General features: G+C 28.8%; 15 protein-coding genes. 3 read left to right on the top strand and 12 right to left on the bottom strand.

Translation table 11 applies throughout. From position 1 onward, the window contains the following. Positions 1 to 162: 162 nt before the first annotated feature. From JK634_RS20740 to JK634_RS20730, 3 genes are all read left to right on the top strand, one after another. A complete protein-coding gene (locus JK634_RS20740; protein WP_338031196.1) occupies positions 163 to 543 on the top strand; it encodes a transposase in 381 nt (126 codons plus the stop codon). A 5-nt stretch (positions 544 to 548) separates the two neighbouring features. Continuing rightward, positions 549 to 1,133 carry a hypothetical protein gene (locus JK634_RS20735; RefSeq protein WP_338031195.1) on the top strand — a complete coding sequence of 195 codons (585 nt, stop codon included), beginning with the start codon at positions 549 to 551 and terminating at the stop codon, positions 1,131 to 1,133. 96 nt (positions 1,134 to 1,229) lie between these two features. Continuing rightward, complete coding sequence (locus JK634_RS20730; RefSeq protein WP_338031194.1) at positions 1,230 to 1,721, top strand: transposase; 492 nt, start codon at positions 1,230 to 1,232, stop codon at positions 1,719 to 1,721. A 263-nt stretch (positions 1,722 to 1,984) separates the two neighbouring features. Here JK634_RS20730 and JK634_RS00345 read toward each other — a convergent pair whose 3' ends face one another. The 12 genes from JK634_RS00345 to JK634_RS00290 form a co-directional block, all read right to left on the bottom strand. Beyond that, positions 1,985 to 3,424 (bottom strand): oligosaccharide flippase family protein, encoded by a 1,440-nt coding sequence (locus JK634_RS00345; RefSeq protein WP_202765647.1) that lies wholly within the window; start codon positions 3,422 to 3,424, stop codon positions 1,985 to 1,987. Beyond that, positions 3,421 to 4,572: a glycosyltransferase family 4 protein gene (locus JK634_RS00340; RefSeq protein ID WP_202765646.1), complete on the bottom strand. Its 1,152-nt coding sequence runs from the start codon at positions 4,570 to 4,572 to the stop codon at positions 3,421 to 3,423. Before JK634_RS00340 ends, JK634_RS00345 begins: the two co-directional genes overlap by 4 nt. A 63-nt stretch (positions 4,573 to 4,635) precedes the next feature. Next, positions 4,636 to 6,066 carry an O-antigen ligase family protein gene (locus JK634_RS00335; protein WP_202765645.1) on the bottom strand — a complete coding sequence of 477 codons (1,431 nt, stop codon included), beginning with the start codon at positions 6,064 to 6,066 and terminating at the stop codon, positions 4,636 to 4,638. Between the two features lie 7 nt (positions 6,067 to 6,073). Then, positions 6,074 to 7,438 carry an ABC transporter substrate-binding protein gene (locus JK634_RS00330; RefSeq protein ID WP_202765644.1) on the bottom strand — a complete coding sequence of 455 codons (1,365 nt, stop codon included), beginning with the start codon at positions 7,436 to 7,438 and terminating at the stop codon, positions 6,074 to 6,076. A 25-nt stretch (positions 7,439 to 7,463) separates the two neighbouring features. Further along, complete coding sequence (locus tag JK634_RS00325) at positions 7,464 to 8,546, bottom strand: Gfo/Idh/MocA family protein (RefSeq protein ID WP_202765643.1); 1,083 nt, start codon at positions 8,544 to 8,546, stop codon at positions 7,464 to 7,466. Positions 8,547 to 8,562: 16 nt separating this feature from the next. Further along, positions 8,563 to 9,171, bottom strand: a complete 609-nt coding sequence (locus JK634_RS00320; protein WP_202765642.1) for a sugar transferase — start codon at positions 9,169 to 9,171, stop codon at positions 8,563 to 8,565. Positions 9,172 to 9,188: 17 nt separating this feature from the next. Further along, positions 9,189 to 10,415 carry a glycosyltransferase family 4 protein gene (locus tag JK634_RS00315; protein WP_202765641.1) on the bottom strand — a complete coding sequence of 409 codons (1,227 nt, stop codon included), beginning with the start codon at positions 10,413 to 10,415 and terminating at the stop codon, positions 9,189 to 9,191. Between the two features lie 15 nt (positions 10,416 to 10,430). Beyond that, positions 10,431 to 11,480, bottom strand: a complete 1,050-nt coding sequence (gene wecB, locus JK634_RS00310; protein ID WP_202765640.1) for a non-hydrolyzing UDP-N-acetylglucosamine 2-epimerase — start codon at positions 11,478 to 11,480, stop codon at positions 10,431 to 10,433. Between the two features lie 99 nt (positions 11,481 to 11,579). Next, on the bottom strand, positions 11,580 to 12,938 hold the full coding sequence (locus tag JK634_RS00305) for a DUF7033 domain-containing protein (RefSeq protein WP_202765639.1): 1,359 nt from the start codon (positions 12,936 to 12,938) through the stop codon (positions 11,580 to 11,582). A gap of 94 nt (positions 12,939 to 13,032) precedes the next feature. After that, a complete protein-coding gene (locus JK634_RS00300) occupies positions 13,033 to 14,037 on the bottom strand; it encodes a GNAT family N-acetyltransferase (protein ID WP_202765638.1) in 1,005 nt (334 codons plus the stop codon). 43 nt (positions 14,038 to 14,080) lie between these two features. After that, positions 14,081 to 15,190, bottom strand: coding sequence for a glycosyltransferase family 4 protein (locus JK634_RS00295; RefSeq protein WP_202765637.1), 1,110 nt, complete (start codon positions 15,188 to 15,190; stop codon positions 14,081 to 14,083). A gap of 23 nt (positions 15,191 to 15,213) precedes the next feature. Next, on the bottom strand, positions 15,214 to 17,070 hold the full coding sequence (locus JK634_RS00290) for a polysaccharide biosynthesis protein (protein WP_202765636.1): 1,857 nt from the start codon (positions 17,068 to 17,070) through the stop codon (positions 15,214 to 15,216). Between the last annotated feature and the right edge of the window lie 156 nt (positions 17,071 to 17,226).

Here is a 17,226-nt window from a genome sequence, read left to right as displayed (position 1 = left end):
TTAATGCGGTTGGCGAACCTGCAATAATTTTATCAAATGAGGTTTCTTTTTTTCTACTCATAGCTATAAGCTTTTTTGAACCACAGGTATAACCTGTGGTATTCGTTACACAAAAAACAAATCTCAAACTCGTAAGTTTGAGATTTATAGTAAAATATCATTATGTCACTAACAAATATTCTACAAAAAAATTATACAACTAATCAGAAATTTTATCAATTAAAGCTTCCAATAAATATTGATATTATGATCCCAGATAATGATTCAGTGCGTTTGCTAAGTCAATTTGTAGAGGAGATGGATTTAACAGATTTATATTCAACTTATTCCTGCCTTAGGGAAAATCAAGCAACTCCACGACAGATGCTGAAGATTGTACTCTACTCTTACATGAATCATAGTTATTCGTCACGCGCAATGAAATTTGCGTGCCGATGGGATATTAACTTCATGTATCTTCTTGAAAATTCACCAGTGCCTTATCATTCTACTTTGCTAGATTTCGAAGCTTACACCTTGAGCCATGCGGAGAAAAAATTTTAGCTAGAATGACAGAGTTTCTTCATTACGTTGGCGAGATATCTGGATATGCTATATTTATTGATGGTACAAAGATTGAGGCTTGTGTTAATAAATATACTTTTGTTTGGCGAAAGTCTGTTACGAAGAGTCTAGAAAAGCTTCTTGTTAAATTAGCTAATCTAGTGGCTAGCTGTAAGGAACTATACAGAATTAAGTTGATATACAATAATAAAGTAACAATGAAACATATAAAGAAGCTCCGTAAGAAGCTTTATGCTTTGAAACATGAAGAAAACATTGAGTTTGTACATGGAACAGAGAAAAGAAAAACACCGTTACAGCGTTCTATTGAAACCCTTGAAGAATATCTTGATAAGTTAAAAGAATACACTCAAAAGCTCCAGATTTGTGGTAGCCGTAATAGCTACTCAAAAACTGATAACGATGCAACATTCATCAGAATGAAAGAAGATGCTATGGGAAATAGTCAGTTAAAAGCTGGTTACAATATTCAGCATGGTGTAGATTCTGAATATATAGTATGGCTCACCGTAAGCGATCAGCCAACTGACACCACAACACTTATTCCATTTCTAAAAAGCATGGAATAATCTCTAAACTTTAAATACTTAAAAATAGTTGCAGATGCAGGCTATGAAATATCTAAAACAAAAAAATCCAAAAATGATATTAGTAGAATTGAAAATATGGATTATGATGAAGATTACGATTACTATACCTGCGAGAACAATAAAAAGTTAGCTGCAAGCAGAATAATAAAAAGAAAGAGTAAGACAGGATATATAAGTGAAAAAGCCACATACATCTGTGAAGATTGTAGAAATTGTTCTTACAAAAGCAAATGTATCAGAGGCAACAATTGTAGAACACCTTTGGTCGAAAGAACTAAAAGCCTTGAAACTTCAAATCTTTTTATTAAGTTTAGGAAAGAAAATCTTGAAAGAATAATAAGCCGAGAAGGGTGTGCACTTAGGATTAATAGAAGCATCAAAGCTGAGGGTTCCTTTGCTCAGATTAAACAAGACATGGGATTTCGAAGATTTCTCTTGAAGGGCAAACAGAATGTTTGGGCCGAAAGTATACTTTTAGCTATGACACCAAACGTAAACAAGCTACATAACAAAATTCAATCAGAGAGAACGGGAACACACTTGTTTTCGCTAAAAAATAGTGCTTAATTTAAATTTTAAAAAATTTATTATTCAAATAAGCCTTCAATACAAAGGCTTATTAAAGTGCGTCATTTTTTAGACTTTTAGAAAAAAACATTTCAAAATCTAGCTATAATTCCTATAGATTTCGAAAAAACAATGGCTGAACATCAGCGTTTGTTAACCGCTAATGTGCTAGCCCCTTTTTTATTATTAAAAAACACCCTATATAATTCTTTTTATCTTCTACTTGTTATATAGGTTACTCTAATATATTTTATTATTTTAAATTAAGCTCTTTCCTTACCTTTTCCAAACTTCGATGATAAGAAGTTAGATGCCAATGAATATACCTCTTTAACATGATTAATATTTAAGATAATGAAAATTACTATAAATGCTGCATTTAAAAATGAATTATTAAATACTACATCAACTATTGACGCAGCAATCATAATGCTCGTATTTGCAATATAAACTTTATAATCAAATTTTCCCCAAACTAAACTTGAGAAAATGGTTCTTAACCAGAAAAAAGTTATATATGCAACAGCAGAAGATATTGCTGCCCCTAATGAACCTAACTTAGGAACTAAAATAAAATTTAAAATAAAATTAATTATCGCTACAAAAATTGAAATAAATAAGTTAAATCCAGTTCTTCTTTTAAAAGTAATTCCTATTGCTGTAGTTTCTGACATTGTATATAATACTGGCATAAATAATAAATATGTTAATGAGCTACTTGCATCTCCATAGCTACTTGCTAATAGCATCATAAGAATTTTCTTAAATATTAGCATACAAATAAATAAAAATGTCATTGCAATTGTTAGGTAATCACTTACTTTAATAAACTTATCTCTAGATTCACCTTCTTCATACCATCTATAAGCTGTGGGAACCCAGAATGTAGCAAAAGCTTGTTGAAATATACCTAAAACATTAGATATTTTTAAAGCAGCTGCAAATAATCCTATTTCATAAAATGTTGACCACTGTTTTAACGCCATTCTATCCATAGATCCAAATATCCAACTTATTATTGTTGCAGGAATTAATGGTAGCGCGAATCTAAACATTCTTCTAATCAGCACTTTATCAAAATGTATTTTGCTTAACCAATACTCTCTATTAATTATTATTTCAGATAGTACCATAATAATTAAGCTGATAAAGGTTGCATTAATAATAGCTTTAAAACTTTTTTCTATGAATAAGAAATATGCCATCAATACAAATAAATTAACAACCTTATTTATAACACTCATCATTGAAAACAAGACTGCTTTCTCCTGCATTCTTAATATAAGCATATTAAAATTGTCCATAACTGCAAATGGCATTGAAATACTTAGTAAAAGCATAATATACCATTCATGCCTATCGAAAAGCGCCATAGATATTGGCTTGTAAAATATCAAAATAGTTATGGAAAAAAGTAGTGAAAAAATGAATGGAATAGTAAAACTGCTCCAAAATAACTTTTTCTTATCTTCTACTGCATTATATTCTCTCACAAAAGCTTGATCCATACCTAAATATATAATTAGAGAAAATAAAGTATATCCTAATGTATACATCGATGACTTTCCAAACTCTTCGGGTGATACGAAATATGTAGTTATTGGAACTATAATCAACCCTAAGAATGCTGAAACTACTGGACCAATGGAGAATCCTAAAAATTTTTTAATAAAACTACCTAATGTATTATTTATGACATTCACCCCTGATTCTTAATAACACTTCTATAAACATCTATTATCTTATTAGCCACAACATCTTTACTAAAATTATTCTTGCAATAATCTTTAATTTGTTTAGGATCGTATTTACTTATATCTTTATATACATTTAACATTGCTTCTGCTAAACCATCTACATCATCTACCTCAACGATTTTGCCGCATACATCATTTACTATTGTATCTGGTCCACCTGTTTTTGTGCCTATAATTGGCTTTCCAAATGCTATTGCTTCTAAAAACACGATTCCAAATGTTTCAAATCTGCTTGCTAATGCAAAAACATCACAATTAGACATATTGAATGCTACTTCTTCTCTTGATAAACTTCCTAGTATAAGAATTTTATCCTTTAAGTCATATTTATTAATCAATGCCTCAAGTTTTTCACGCTCTTCTCCATCTCCACCAATATAAAGTTCAGCATCTGTAAATACATCTTTATTTTTATTAAAGGCTTCAATTAATACATCCATACCTTTTTTATTATAAAGCATTCCTAAACTAAAAAATCTAAACTTAGTTTTATTCTTATCCTTCTCTACATATTGCTCACTTAAAGTTAACATGTTAGGAATAAGTTTAAGTGAGTCTTTATCTCTATATTTAGAAATATCATTTAGTAATCCCTTACCTACTACTATTACTTCTTCTGCGTTATTAAATGCTCCATACAAATATTTTTTAACACTATCATTTATCTCATTCATTGAAAATGCAGTTGAATGCTCAGTAACTATATATGGTGTATTTATATTTGACATATTATATGCAATTGCACCATAAATAGCAGAATGAATATGAACAAGATCAAATTTCCCTTCTTTTTGAGAAACTATATTAAAATACTTATTTATCAGATAGCTATAATACTTAAAAAATAATCCGTACATTTTAGGAAATATGTTAAAGGTGTTATATCTATATACTTTAATTCCATTTTCAATTGAAGATGTAAATCCTACTTTTAATTTTGTAGTAAATAGTTGTTTTAAACTAATGAAATGTATATACAATATTATGCCTTCAACGCCATTTTCCTTTAATGCCTCTACTTGCTCTTTGAAAAAAACTCCTGAAATTTTATTATCCTCAGTTGGATACCAAGATGGAATGGTTAAAATTTTCATAAAATCCTCCAAAGTAATATTTTCTTTTTTCGATTAATCAAAACTTTTCTTATTTCTTGTCAATTATTCTCTTTTAGCTTGCATATTTATAACAGACAAAGCAATTATTATCCAATACATAATTGTTGGCGTAACTACCCCTTTATGATTAAATTCTATTCCTGTTGTAACTCCTAAGAACATATATATAATTAATGATGCATTTATTGCCTTATTTTCAGAATAACTTAAAATGCAACTCTTAATTCTATTACCATAAATCAATAAGAATAATATAAGTGCTAAAATCCCAAGTTCAACTGAAATCTGCATTAATACATTATGTGCTAATTCCATTGTATAATTAGGAACTGTAGAATTACTTCTAAGACTATCTGGTAATATCATATATCCATCTATTACGTATTTCTTGTAAAGCTCTGTAAAATACCCCATACCTACTCCAAAAGGATATTTAATGGATATATAAATACTTGTGACTATAGATTGAACTCTTGCCATTGTAGATTCATTTTGTAAAAGTGATACTCCTTGTACTCCTCTATGCATAATATACGGAATAGTCCACTTTGCAGTTGCTAGTACAAGAACAATAAATGCATAAAAAACTTTGATATATTTTTTATTTAATAACAATAATACAAATGTAAGAATTACTGCTAACCAAGCCCCCCTAGAAAAAGTTACAAAAATACTAAGAGATTGAAGCAAAAATGATATTATATATATTATCTTATTAGATTGATTGTATTTCTTATATAACAAAGCATCTACTAACAATGGATATACTATTAATATAACGAACACAAAATTATTCGAATTATGGAATCCAAACGTAATAACATCTCTAGATGCTTTAAGTGCTGAAAATGAAAATGCATGATTTTTAATTATTTGTACAAATCCATATATGCAACTTAAATTAACTGCTAAAATTAACATAATAATAACTCTATTTATCTCTTTTTTATTTATAACTGCAATTAATACAAACATGAATAAAATAGGTACGAGTACGCTAGTAGTAGTCAACGCAAAACTTCTCATACTATCTGGAGAAAAAATCACACTTATATAACTACACATAACAAAAAATATTGCATAAGTAAATAGATTTCTACTAGAACCTTTTTCTCTATTATATTTGCCTAACATATTTTTTACTTTTTTAAAATTAAGAAAGAATATACCTATTATGTATATTGACTCAAAATTTAATATTATTAATTTAATATCAAGATAAAACACTTTTCTAGCAGTAACTAACACTGGTAATGACAATATGAATAATAAGATAGATCTATTTATATCTTCTTTTGAAAGTATTATTTCAAATAATACTAATGCCAAAGCTAATGCAAAGGTTGTTGAATCTTTTATTCCTATTTTTCTAATTAAAAACACTTCTGACAAAATTGAAAATAGGAGTATAGCAATTAAGTATTTATTATTAATTCTTTTTATCGCGGCTAATGTTTCTTTAATTTCATTCATAAATTCCTTACTCCTTATACTTATCAATATCTATATTGCCATAATCAGAGGATGTTTTTAGTGCATTACCATATTGATCATTAAGTTGCTTAATCGCATCTTCTATTGCTAACTTATCTTTTATTGCATCTAATAATATAGTACTGATAGTCTTACTATCTAAATCTACAAATGCTGAAGGATCCTTTACCTCATAATCATATTTAGAATCATTGAAGAATTCTCCGTACTTTAATGTACTTATATCTTTATCTTTTAACAAGCTTGGTAACTGAGTATTAGATTTTAACACAACTGAGCTTGATTCATTACTTATCAAATATTCCATAACCTTTTTAACTGCATCAAAATGTTCTTGCTGAGATTTTAACTTTTCCTTATCCTCATATGGCTTTACTTGTGCATTAATAACAAGTGTCTTTGATTTTAAATAGTAAAAAGAGTTATCTTGTTTATTTAAATTGAATACTGGCAAGTCAGAAATCCCCAACTCAAAATCTAAAGGTGCAGTACTTACATAAAAATTCTTTTCATTAGACGAACTTAAAGTTATCGCAACCCTTTTATTTGCAAAATCGTATTTGTTAGTTACTTTATCATCTTTATTGGTGACGAATTTAATTAGATTTTTTGAATAAAGCTCTTTATACACACTAATTATGTTTTTCATACCGTCAACATCATATTTGCCATCTTTATAATTCCATAATGAAGCATACATATTAGCATTATCCTTCGCACTTGGCTCACCAAATAAAGCTTTTACGTCCTCTATATCATTTAATTTAACTTCTATTGGAGTTATCGATGGATCTTTATCTTTTATTTTTTCACAAATCGAAATCAGTTCACTCCAAGTTTTAGGACTTGAGCTTGCATCAATACCAACTTTTTTAAATATATCTTTATTCCATATTAATTTAATAGTACTAGATGAAATTTGTATTCCATATGGTTCCCCATCGTAATAATAATATGGATCTCTATTTTGTTTATTGTATAACCCTATATCCTTTAAATTAAGAAGTTGTTTGTTCGTAAACATTTGATAAAATCCATATTGTGCTATATCGACTTTATCACTATTTACCATCGAAGTCTTTAAAATATTTGCATAATCCTTATAATATATATTGGTTTTTATAAATATTTCATTATTTTCTTGATTAAATTTATTTGCTAAATATTCAAATGTTTCACTACTTTCATCTTTGTATAGCCATACATTTACAACTTCTTTTCCTTTCATTAAAGGATCTTCTGTTTCTTTAACATCATTTAATGGCATATAACTCTTATATATAATCGCTCCCACTAATATCACGAAAAAGAAAATAAAGAATCTTACATTTCTTTTAACAAAATTAAACATAATATACCTTCCATTTGTTTTAATATTATTTCATGTCTAGTGTTGAAAAATCTCCCACTGGGAACTTAACTGGCAATCCAATTTTTCTAGATTTATATGCTGCTAAAATAATAGACATAGCTTTTTTACCTTCTTCTCCACTTATCAATGGCTGTCTATCATAATTAATTGCATCTATAACATTTTTAAATAATGGAGTATGTCCTTTTCCATAAACATTATCTATTTCTGTCTTTAACTCTTTTTTAATTTCTTCTTCGTCATCTCCATCAAATCTCCATGTTTCAAGCTCATTAACAGCTAATCCACCAATTGCTACTGTTCCTTTTTCTCCAAATATACTTAATGTCTCTTCTAAATTCTTAGGGAATACACAAGCTGTACCTTCAACTATACCAATTGCTCCATTTTTAAATCTAATTAATATAGCTCCAAAATCTTCTGCTTCTATATCTCTCAAGAAAGTATCACATTGTGCATATACTGTATCAATTTCTCCTCCAAGCATCCATTGCAATAAATCAATATTATGTATACATTGATTCATTAATGTTCCACCATCTAATTCCCATGTTCCTCTCCATGGTGCTTGCTCGTAGTATCCCATATTTCTATTCCATAGAATTCTTGCAGTTCCATTTATCAGTTTACCAAACTTGTCATTTTCAATAGCATCTCTTAACTTAACTATTGGTTTATTGAATCTATTTTGATGACAAATAGATAACTTAACATTATTCTTATGTGCTACTTCAATCATCTCGTCTGCATCTTTTGTTGATAGTGCCATAGGTTTTTCTACTATTACATGTTTTCCTTTATTCATACAATATATAGCTATTTCATAATGATATCCGCTTTCTGTTGCAATAGTTACAACATCTATATCTTCTTTTTCAATCATTTCCTTATAGTCAGTGTACGCATTAACACTAACTGATTCATCAGACATGTTCTTTTCATATTCTTCTTTTTTATTATTAGCATTTTCTATTATAACGTCACAAGTAGCTACTAACTCAGCTTCTTCCTTATTATTTACTAATGCTTCTACGTGTTTATATGATATTCTTCCACATCCTATAATTGCAAACTTTAATCTTTTCATAATATATTACCTTCCTCTATACAAAACATTTTATTATTGTTCTAATGATAATCATGAAATCCAAGAGTATATTACTTGCATTTATATATTCTAAATTCAGATTAATTTTATCTTTCATTATAGTATTAATATAATACTCTTCGGGATTTTCTACTGTTGCCAAAATATCATTTTCATCTCTATATTTAATAGAGGCTAAATCTGTTATTCCTGGCTTAACATGTAACACTTTTTTTTGATCATCTGTGTATAAATCAACATACTTTGGTACTTCTGGTCTTGGTCCAACTAAACTCATATTTCCAATTAGTACATTTATAAGCTGAGGCAATTCATCAATTTTATATTTTCTTAAGACAGCTCCTACTTTAGTAATTCTGCTGTCTTTACCTACTGTTATTTGCTTGCCTTGCTTCTCTGCATCTACTACCATAGTTCTAAATTTAAATATCTTAAAATATTCCTCATCTTTTCCTACCCTAGTCTGCATAAAAAAAACTGGTCCCTTGGAATCAAGTTTAATTAAGATACAAACAACAATTAAAATTGGAGACAATATTACTAATCCAACTAATGAAAGAAAAAAATCAAAAAATCTCTTAACTATATTATTGATAATTTTCATGCTTCACATCCTCAATTCTATTTATTTGTGATATCTATCAATAGATTTTCTAAATTTTTTACTATTGCTTCTCTAGAATAATTCTTTATAACATATCTTCTTCCATTCTCTCCCAGTTGATTTTTAAGCTCAGCATCTTTATACAGCCTTAAAACTGCTTCTGCTATTTCATTAGGGTTTTCAGGCTCCACAACAATACCTGCATTGGCATCTTTAATTAATGCTTCTGCTTCTCCTTCAACGGCTAAAATTATAGGTAATTCTGAAGCCAGAGCTTCAAACATTTTTGAAGGTAATGCTCCTTTAAATAAATCCAATTTCTTTAGTGGAACTATTGTTGCATCCATTGATGCTATAATTCTAGGCATAGCTGGTTTCATTTGAACTGGCATGAATGTTATATTATTTAGACCTTTTTCTTTCGTCATTTCTATTAATTTGTCCTTTTCTGGCCCATCCCCATAAAACATGAAATGAATATCTTTATATTCCCTTAATATTTCTGCTGTTAATATTATAACTTCAAGGCCCTGCGCTATACCATGTATACCTGCATAACAAACTGAAAACTTGTCGCTTATGCCTAATTCTTTTCTATATTCATCATCCCTATTTTCCTTTTTAAAGAACTCTGTATCCACACCATTAGTGATTAAGTGAACCTTATCTTTTGAAAAGCCTCTATCAACTATATTATTTACAATACCTTTAGTTTGACCTGTTACCAGCTTTGCTTTTCTATAGCAAAATTCTTCTAACCAAGTAGACATCTTAATAAACAACTTATTATTTAGCACGCCTAATTTTACTGCTGACTCAGGCCACAAATCAGAAACATTAAAAACAAACTTTGCCTTTTTCATTTTAGATATGATATATCCTGACCATCCTAAAAATAATGGTGGGGATTCTGTTATTACTACGTCTTGATTCTCAATATGTTTAGGACCATCTATTACTGAAGAAAATGTAAATGATAAATAATTTTTCATTCTCTTAGTGAAAGATTTACTCTTTGTTGCATAAATCCTAGTTCTTACTATCTTTATTCCGTCTATTTCTTCTTTTACTATCTTTTTTCCTTGATATTCTTCAAATACTTCCCCCTTGGGGTAGTTTGGCATAGCTGTTAAAATTGTTACATCATGCCCTCTTCTCTTTAATCCTTTTGCAAACTCAAATATCCTGTTTTGTGGTGCTCCAACCTCTGGAGGACAGTATTGAGTTAAAAATAAAACTTTCATTATACCTTTTCCTTCCTAAACAATTGTCCTAACAATTTTATTCGATGCATTTCCATCACCAAAAATATTTTTTTGCTCCCCTAATGGGTTGAAGTTCATAATAGCCTTCAAAATTTTTGTAGTATCTGTACCAACAATACAATTCCAGCCAACATTAACAGTTTCTATCCACTCAGTTTCATCTCTCATTGTAATACAAGGTTTTCCCATAAAGTAAGCTTCTTTTTGAACTCCGCCGCTATCAGTTACTATTTTTTTAGACATCATTTCTAAATACAACATATCTAAGTATCCAACTGGTTCAATAATTTTAATATTATCTCTAATCATAAGTTTATATTCATCTATATATTTTTTAGTTCTAGGATGTAGTGGTAAAATGATTTGTTCTTCAGACTCATTTAAAGCTTTGATAATTCCTTCTAATCTATTAATATCATTAGTATTTTCAGCTCTATGAATTGTTGTTAATATAAATTCACCTGGTGTAAGCTTTAGTTTCTCATTAATTTGAGACTTTTCTAAAGCTTTATTTTTGAAATGTATAGTCGCATCATACATAACATCTCCAACATTATGTACGTTATTAACAACACCTTCGTTTTTTAAGTTTGCTACAGCTGTATCTGTAGGTGCAAAAAGGTATTTAGATATATGATCTGTTAATATTCTATTCTGTTCTTCTGGCATACTCATATTAAAACTTCTTAAACCCGCTTCTACATGAGCTACTGGAATTAATAATTTACTTGCACATAGAGCTCCTGCCAATGTGGAATTGGTATCTCCATATACCAATACTAAGTCTGGTTTTTCCTCTAGATATATTTTTTCTAATTCTATTAACATTTTTCCGGTCTGTTCTCCATGATTTCCAGAGCCAACTTGTAAATTATAATCTGGATAAGGAATTCCTAATTCGTTAAAAAAAATGTCAGACATATTGTTGTCATAATGTTGTCCTGTATGAATAAGAATTTCTTTATTTTCTTCTCTTATTATATTTGAAACCGCAGCTGCTTTTATAAACTGTGGTCTTGCTCCTACAATAGTTATTATTTTCATAATAATTTCCTCCAAAATTATGCATTTATATACTTGTAATAACTTAACATAACACACAAAAATTATAAACTATATTTATATATTTGTCCAAAATACATGCTATTTAATCTTCTCTAAAAGTGTGTTAATCTTCTCTCTTTCTTCAAGATACCTCTTCGTTAAATCATCAGTAAATATAAAATTGCATCCTTGTTTTAAACAATACTCAATAATTTTTTTATACATATCCTTATATTCAGAATCTAATATTACTCTCTGATGCCAAAGTACTGATGCTGTTCCATTATGTTTAATTGTGTTATCCAAAAGAACTTTAATTTCTTGCCACTTTTCTTCAAATGACACATTCTTCTCCATTACTATTCCATCCATAACTGCAAGAGGTATCTCATAAATTGGAACTATGTTATTAGCACTTAAGTTAAATGGGATAAAAGCGTCTGTACTTGCTGCCCTAAATCCATTTACATCACTATATCCAACGGTTGAATCAAACTTTACCCCAGCCTTTTGTAGACATTCAAGTGTTTCAGGCATTTTAAATCTAAGATAATGATTCCTACAGCTATCTACTTTTGCATGAGTGTTATTTTCAATTTCCTCTATCTCTCTTTTCATTTCTTTTTCATCTAGGTAAGAAAAATAGTTTGTGTGTATCCCTATTTTATGATTTCTACTCTCATGTATTTTTTTTACATAATCGTTATATTTACTTAACTCATATCTCTTGCCAAGTCTATGCTTGTATCCTGCAATAAAATAAAACTCTGATTTTACCCCATAACTATTTTCTATTTCTAAGTAATTAGGAATTTGTAAATGTACATTTTTAATTATATCCCTAAGCATTATCCCTATTCTCTTCGATAGAGAATCATTTTTTCCCATTAAAATACTCTTACAATTATGAAGGAAAACATACTTATCTCTACTATTTAAACTATCTACGTCATGACTTAACATTATCTCAGGGCTTTTCTCTTTTAACTTAACTTGTGGAAATTTTATCTTAATAGCATCATATAAAATCTCAGCATTTATATCAAAAAAAGGTACATTTATATATTTATTTCTTTTACTGAATTGGCATAAAAACCTTTCTTTGTCATCTCTTTTTTGAATCTCATATTCTTCTTGCAATGTTATAAAATATTTTGAAGTAAAAATGATATCAAAATTAAACTTAATCTTTTGGTCAAAAACAGAATATGGTTCATCAATTTTTTCAAATGAACAGAACTTACTTTCTTTATAGTCCGAAAAATTTAATTCATTATGATTTTCTGAAAAAGGTATTACTATGCCAGTTTCTGCTTCAATTCCATAATAAATATTTATACAACCTTGCTTTTCTTCATATGATATTTCTACATCATCATCTATTTTACGAAGAAGATAAAATATAGTATAAGCTAATTCTTTATTAATTCTATCTTTATTTACAACAATATTTATCATAAATTCCCTCCCAATAAATTCATAATTTATCCTTATATAAAATAATGGTAGTATCCTATACCACCATATTTTATATCATAGTAAACTATAAAGATTAATTGCTCTTAAGAAACTTTCTAATTGTATTCTTATGCTTTCTACCAAAACTGTACATTGCATCATATATTTTATTAGCTTTATTAATACTATAAATTGGAGTCTGAGTTCCTCCAAATTTTCTAAAATAATTTTCTATACTAGGAACCATTGATCCCTCAAAATCAAAAGCTGTATTGATTTCTGACGAAAATTTGATAGCTTCCCATACAAGTAAAGATTGAACTCCAAACTTTCTCCAATCAGGATCTGCTCCTCCCATTAGGTAATATGTGGTGTCTTTATCATAAATAAGGTAAACACCAGCAACAATTTCATCTAGTTCATTAACTGCAAATAACATCTTTCTACAATTATTTTCTTTTAGTGTTTCATCTAGTTTCTTTATGAACTCTAATGAATAAGGAATAACAGCATTTTGTCTTTCAAATGTTAAATTATTTACTCTATAAAAATCCTCAATTGAATAATCTTCGCTAACCCTGATATTCTTTCCCATGGCTTTTTTAATTTCACTTTTAATACCATAGTCAAAGTTGTCGTAAACAACTTTTAAATCAGAAGTATTATTTATTTTGTAAGTATATTTTAAATTAACGTTATAACCATTCCAAATAAAAGGCAACATGTTTGTATAATTAACGCTAAAGTTATATTCCAACTGCAAAGGCTTTTTAGGTAATATATTGATTAAATCACTTGTAATAGTGACCCCTCTAGATATTAACTTATTATACTTAATATTATCATTTTCTTTTCCTAAAAGTATTCCAAGCTGTGGAGTAAGTTTTGGCATACTATATATTCTATTTTTAACATTGGGAACTACAATTCCTCCAACTATTTTACCATTTTCTTCTGCTACATATATTTCAAAATTACTACAAACTGCATCTAACCAAAATTTTTTATTAAATATGTTACCTTGAGGTGAAGTTTCTACAAAACTATCCCATAAATTCATTTCATCGTTATTAAGTGCTCTCACGGTAATATTACTCATAATCTAACCTCTTACTAACTCCTTTTAAATATTTTAAGGAAATTTACTTTGACTCAAGTATTTGTTTATAAAGTTCTTTTAATTTTAAACTTTCACTTTCCCATGAAAAGTTATCTTCAAAAACTTTTTGAGAATTTCTTATTTTTTCGTTATATACTTCCTTATTATCTAACAAACCCTCTATTGTTTTAGCTAATGCATCTACATCTTGAGGAGGTACTAGTGCTGCAAAATCGCCAAAATTATCTCTCCAATATGGGAAGTCAGACATTATAATTGGCTTAGAGCAGGCCATATATTCAAAAGCTTTAATTGGTAAACTCCCCATGTGATTTCCTGTGGGATATAATACGCAAGCTCCTATATCAGCTGCCTTTATGTACTGATACACTTCATCCATTGGCATATATCCATAGTATTTAGTGTTTTGCCAACCACTTAAATTCATACACTCTTTATGATATTCTTCGCTTTCCCATTCCCCTAATAGCCACAACTGACATTTTCCATTTAGCTTTCCTGTCGCTTCAACAAGTTCCTTTATTCCTCTTATCCTAGTTAATCCACCAACATATATAACTACTGGTTTATCTTTATCAATCTCTATCGGAACGCTATTATCTATTATTTTTTTTACTGGATAATTTTTTAAAACTATTTTTCTATTATTATTAAACTTACTTCCAATACCTTCAGTTACAGTAACAAAGCCAGCATACTTTTTGGTACTACCCTTTTCGAAAATATTAAATGCTTTTGATACTATCTGTCTTACAAATTTATTTCCTAAATATGTTTTGCTCATAATTTGTGCTGGAACATCTTCATGGGCATCATAAACTACTTTCTTCCCCATTTTTCTAAGTTTATTTCCTAATAAAATTAACTCTGGATCATGGAAATGATATATATCAGCATTTAGCTCTATGGCTTTCTCAAGTGCTTCTTTTCTCATAGAGAAAAATCTCTTTAGTCTACCCTCATATTTATTAATAGGAATTATTTTAACTCCATTTATTGTTTCTTCCTTTTCATTAGTTGCAATTAGATATACTTCATATCCTTCTTCTTTTAATGTCATACACTCTTTATAAAGAATCCTATCATCATTCTTTTTGTGAACCGTTGTTATATGACAAACTTTTCCAGTCATATTTTATCCTCCACTAAAAATTATTAATTTTCAGAATCTGCTGCAGTCTCATTCTCTAGCATTTCTTGATAAGTCGGTACTATCTGCTTCATTTTTTCTTTTATCATGTCATGATTATCTTCAAGTAGAATTCTTCTTAACTCTTCTAATTTAGTCTCTAACTCATTTATTTCAATAGATGATGGTTTCCCAATATAAATTTTATTATGAGAGGTATTGGTAAGTCCTTCTTCACTCATAAGTAACTCTTCATATAGTTTTTCACCTGGTCTTAATCCTGTAACCTTTATTTTTATGTCTCTATTAGGCTCTAAACCTGATAATCTAATTAAATCACATGCTAAATCGTATATTTTAACCGGCTTACCCATATCAAGTACAAATATTTCTCCACCTTTTGCAAATGCTCCCGCCTGAAGTACAAGCTGAGCTGCCTCTGGAATTAGCATGAAAAATCTTGTTATATTTTTATGTGTTACTGTAATTGGACCACCTTGTGAAATTTGCTTCTTAAACAATGGAATTACGGAGCCATTACTTCCTAATACATTTCCAAACCTTACAGCCACAAATTCTGTGTCACTTTTTTTATCCATTGCTTGAACTACCATCTCACATAGTCTCTTGGTAGCCCCCATTATATTCGTTGGGTTAACAGCCTTATCAGTAGATATCAAAACAAATCTGCTTGCATTATACTTATCTGCAGCTAATGCAACATTATATGTTCCTAACACGTTATTTTTGATTGCCTCTTTAGGGCTGTCTTCCATTAAAGGAACATGCTTATGGGCAGCAGCATGGAAAACAACATCTGGTCTATATAAGCTGAATATTTCTTCAATTCTTTCACTATCTCTTACAGAACCAATTAGTACTTTTAAATTTAACTTTGGATAATTATATTTAAGCTCATTCTGAATATCATAGGCATTATTCTCATAGATATCAAATATTATAAGCATTTTAGGTTTAAATGTAGCTATTTGTCTGCATAACTCTGAACCTATTGAGCCGCCTCCGCCTGTAACTATAACAGTTTTATTAGTTATATAATCACTTATACCCTTATTATCTAAGTTAATAGGGTCTCTTCCTAATAAGTCTTCAACATCAACATCTTTTATCTTGCTTATTGTTGCATCACCTTTTAATATTTCATAAATTCCAGGTATTATCTGAATCTTGCATCCTGTATTTTTACATAAGTTTATAATTTCCATTTTATTTTTCTCATCAATTGATGGAATTGCAATAATTATTAAATCAATTTCTTTTTCTTTTACAATTCTTAGAATATCTTCTCTATCTCCTTCAACTGTAACACCGGAAATTCTTTTTCCTATTTTACTTTTATCATCATCTACAATTACTGTAGGATTATATTTTAATTCTCTTCTTGATAATATTTCATTAATTATCATTGCCCCTGCAGAACCTGCTCCCACAATCATAACCCTTTTCTGTCCAGACGCATACTTATATGGTGCATATAGCATATATCTTCTATAAACCCTGTATAATATTCTATAACCTAATACAAAACAGATAGCAAATACTACTCCAATAACTGATACATTTAATGGGATTGTATTGCCTAAGAATCTTGTATATAATATGGAAAATAATCCAGCTAATACACTTCCCCCTACAGCCATTAAAAATTCATCTGTCCCGGTTAAATACCATAATGAATCGTATAATTTAAACAATGTAAAGAAAACTATAAATATACAATTTATAGCTAATGCATCTTGTTTATAAATTGTTGTTATCTCAGTAAATGAGTCATAGAATGTCAAATCTATCGCTAATAAATATGCTAAGTTTACTAAAAACAAATCAATGCATATAACTAAAAGTCTTTTGAAGTTTTTCATTTTATACCTCCAAAACATATTTTTTCATAGTCTAATTATTTTTACAAAATACCGACATTAATTATACTACTATTAGCTTTAAAAGTCTATTAATAGAGATTTTTTATATTTTTTTAACTTTTTACCTAATTTTGAAATATATTTGTAATTTACTTA

The sequence above is a fragment of the Clostridium paridis genome (assembly GCF_016765615.1).
GTDB lineage: Bacteria > Bacillota > Clostridia > Clostridiales > Clostridiaceae > Clostridium_T > Clostridium_T paridis.
The sequence above is the reverse complement of the archived record's forward strand: the minus strand, read 5'-3'. Positions and strand labels throughout refer to the sequence as shown.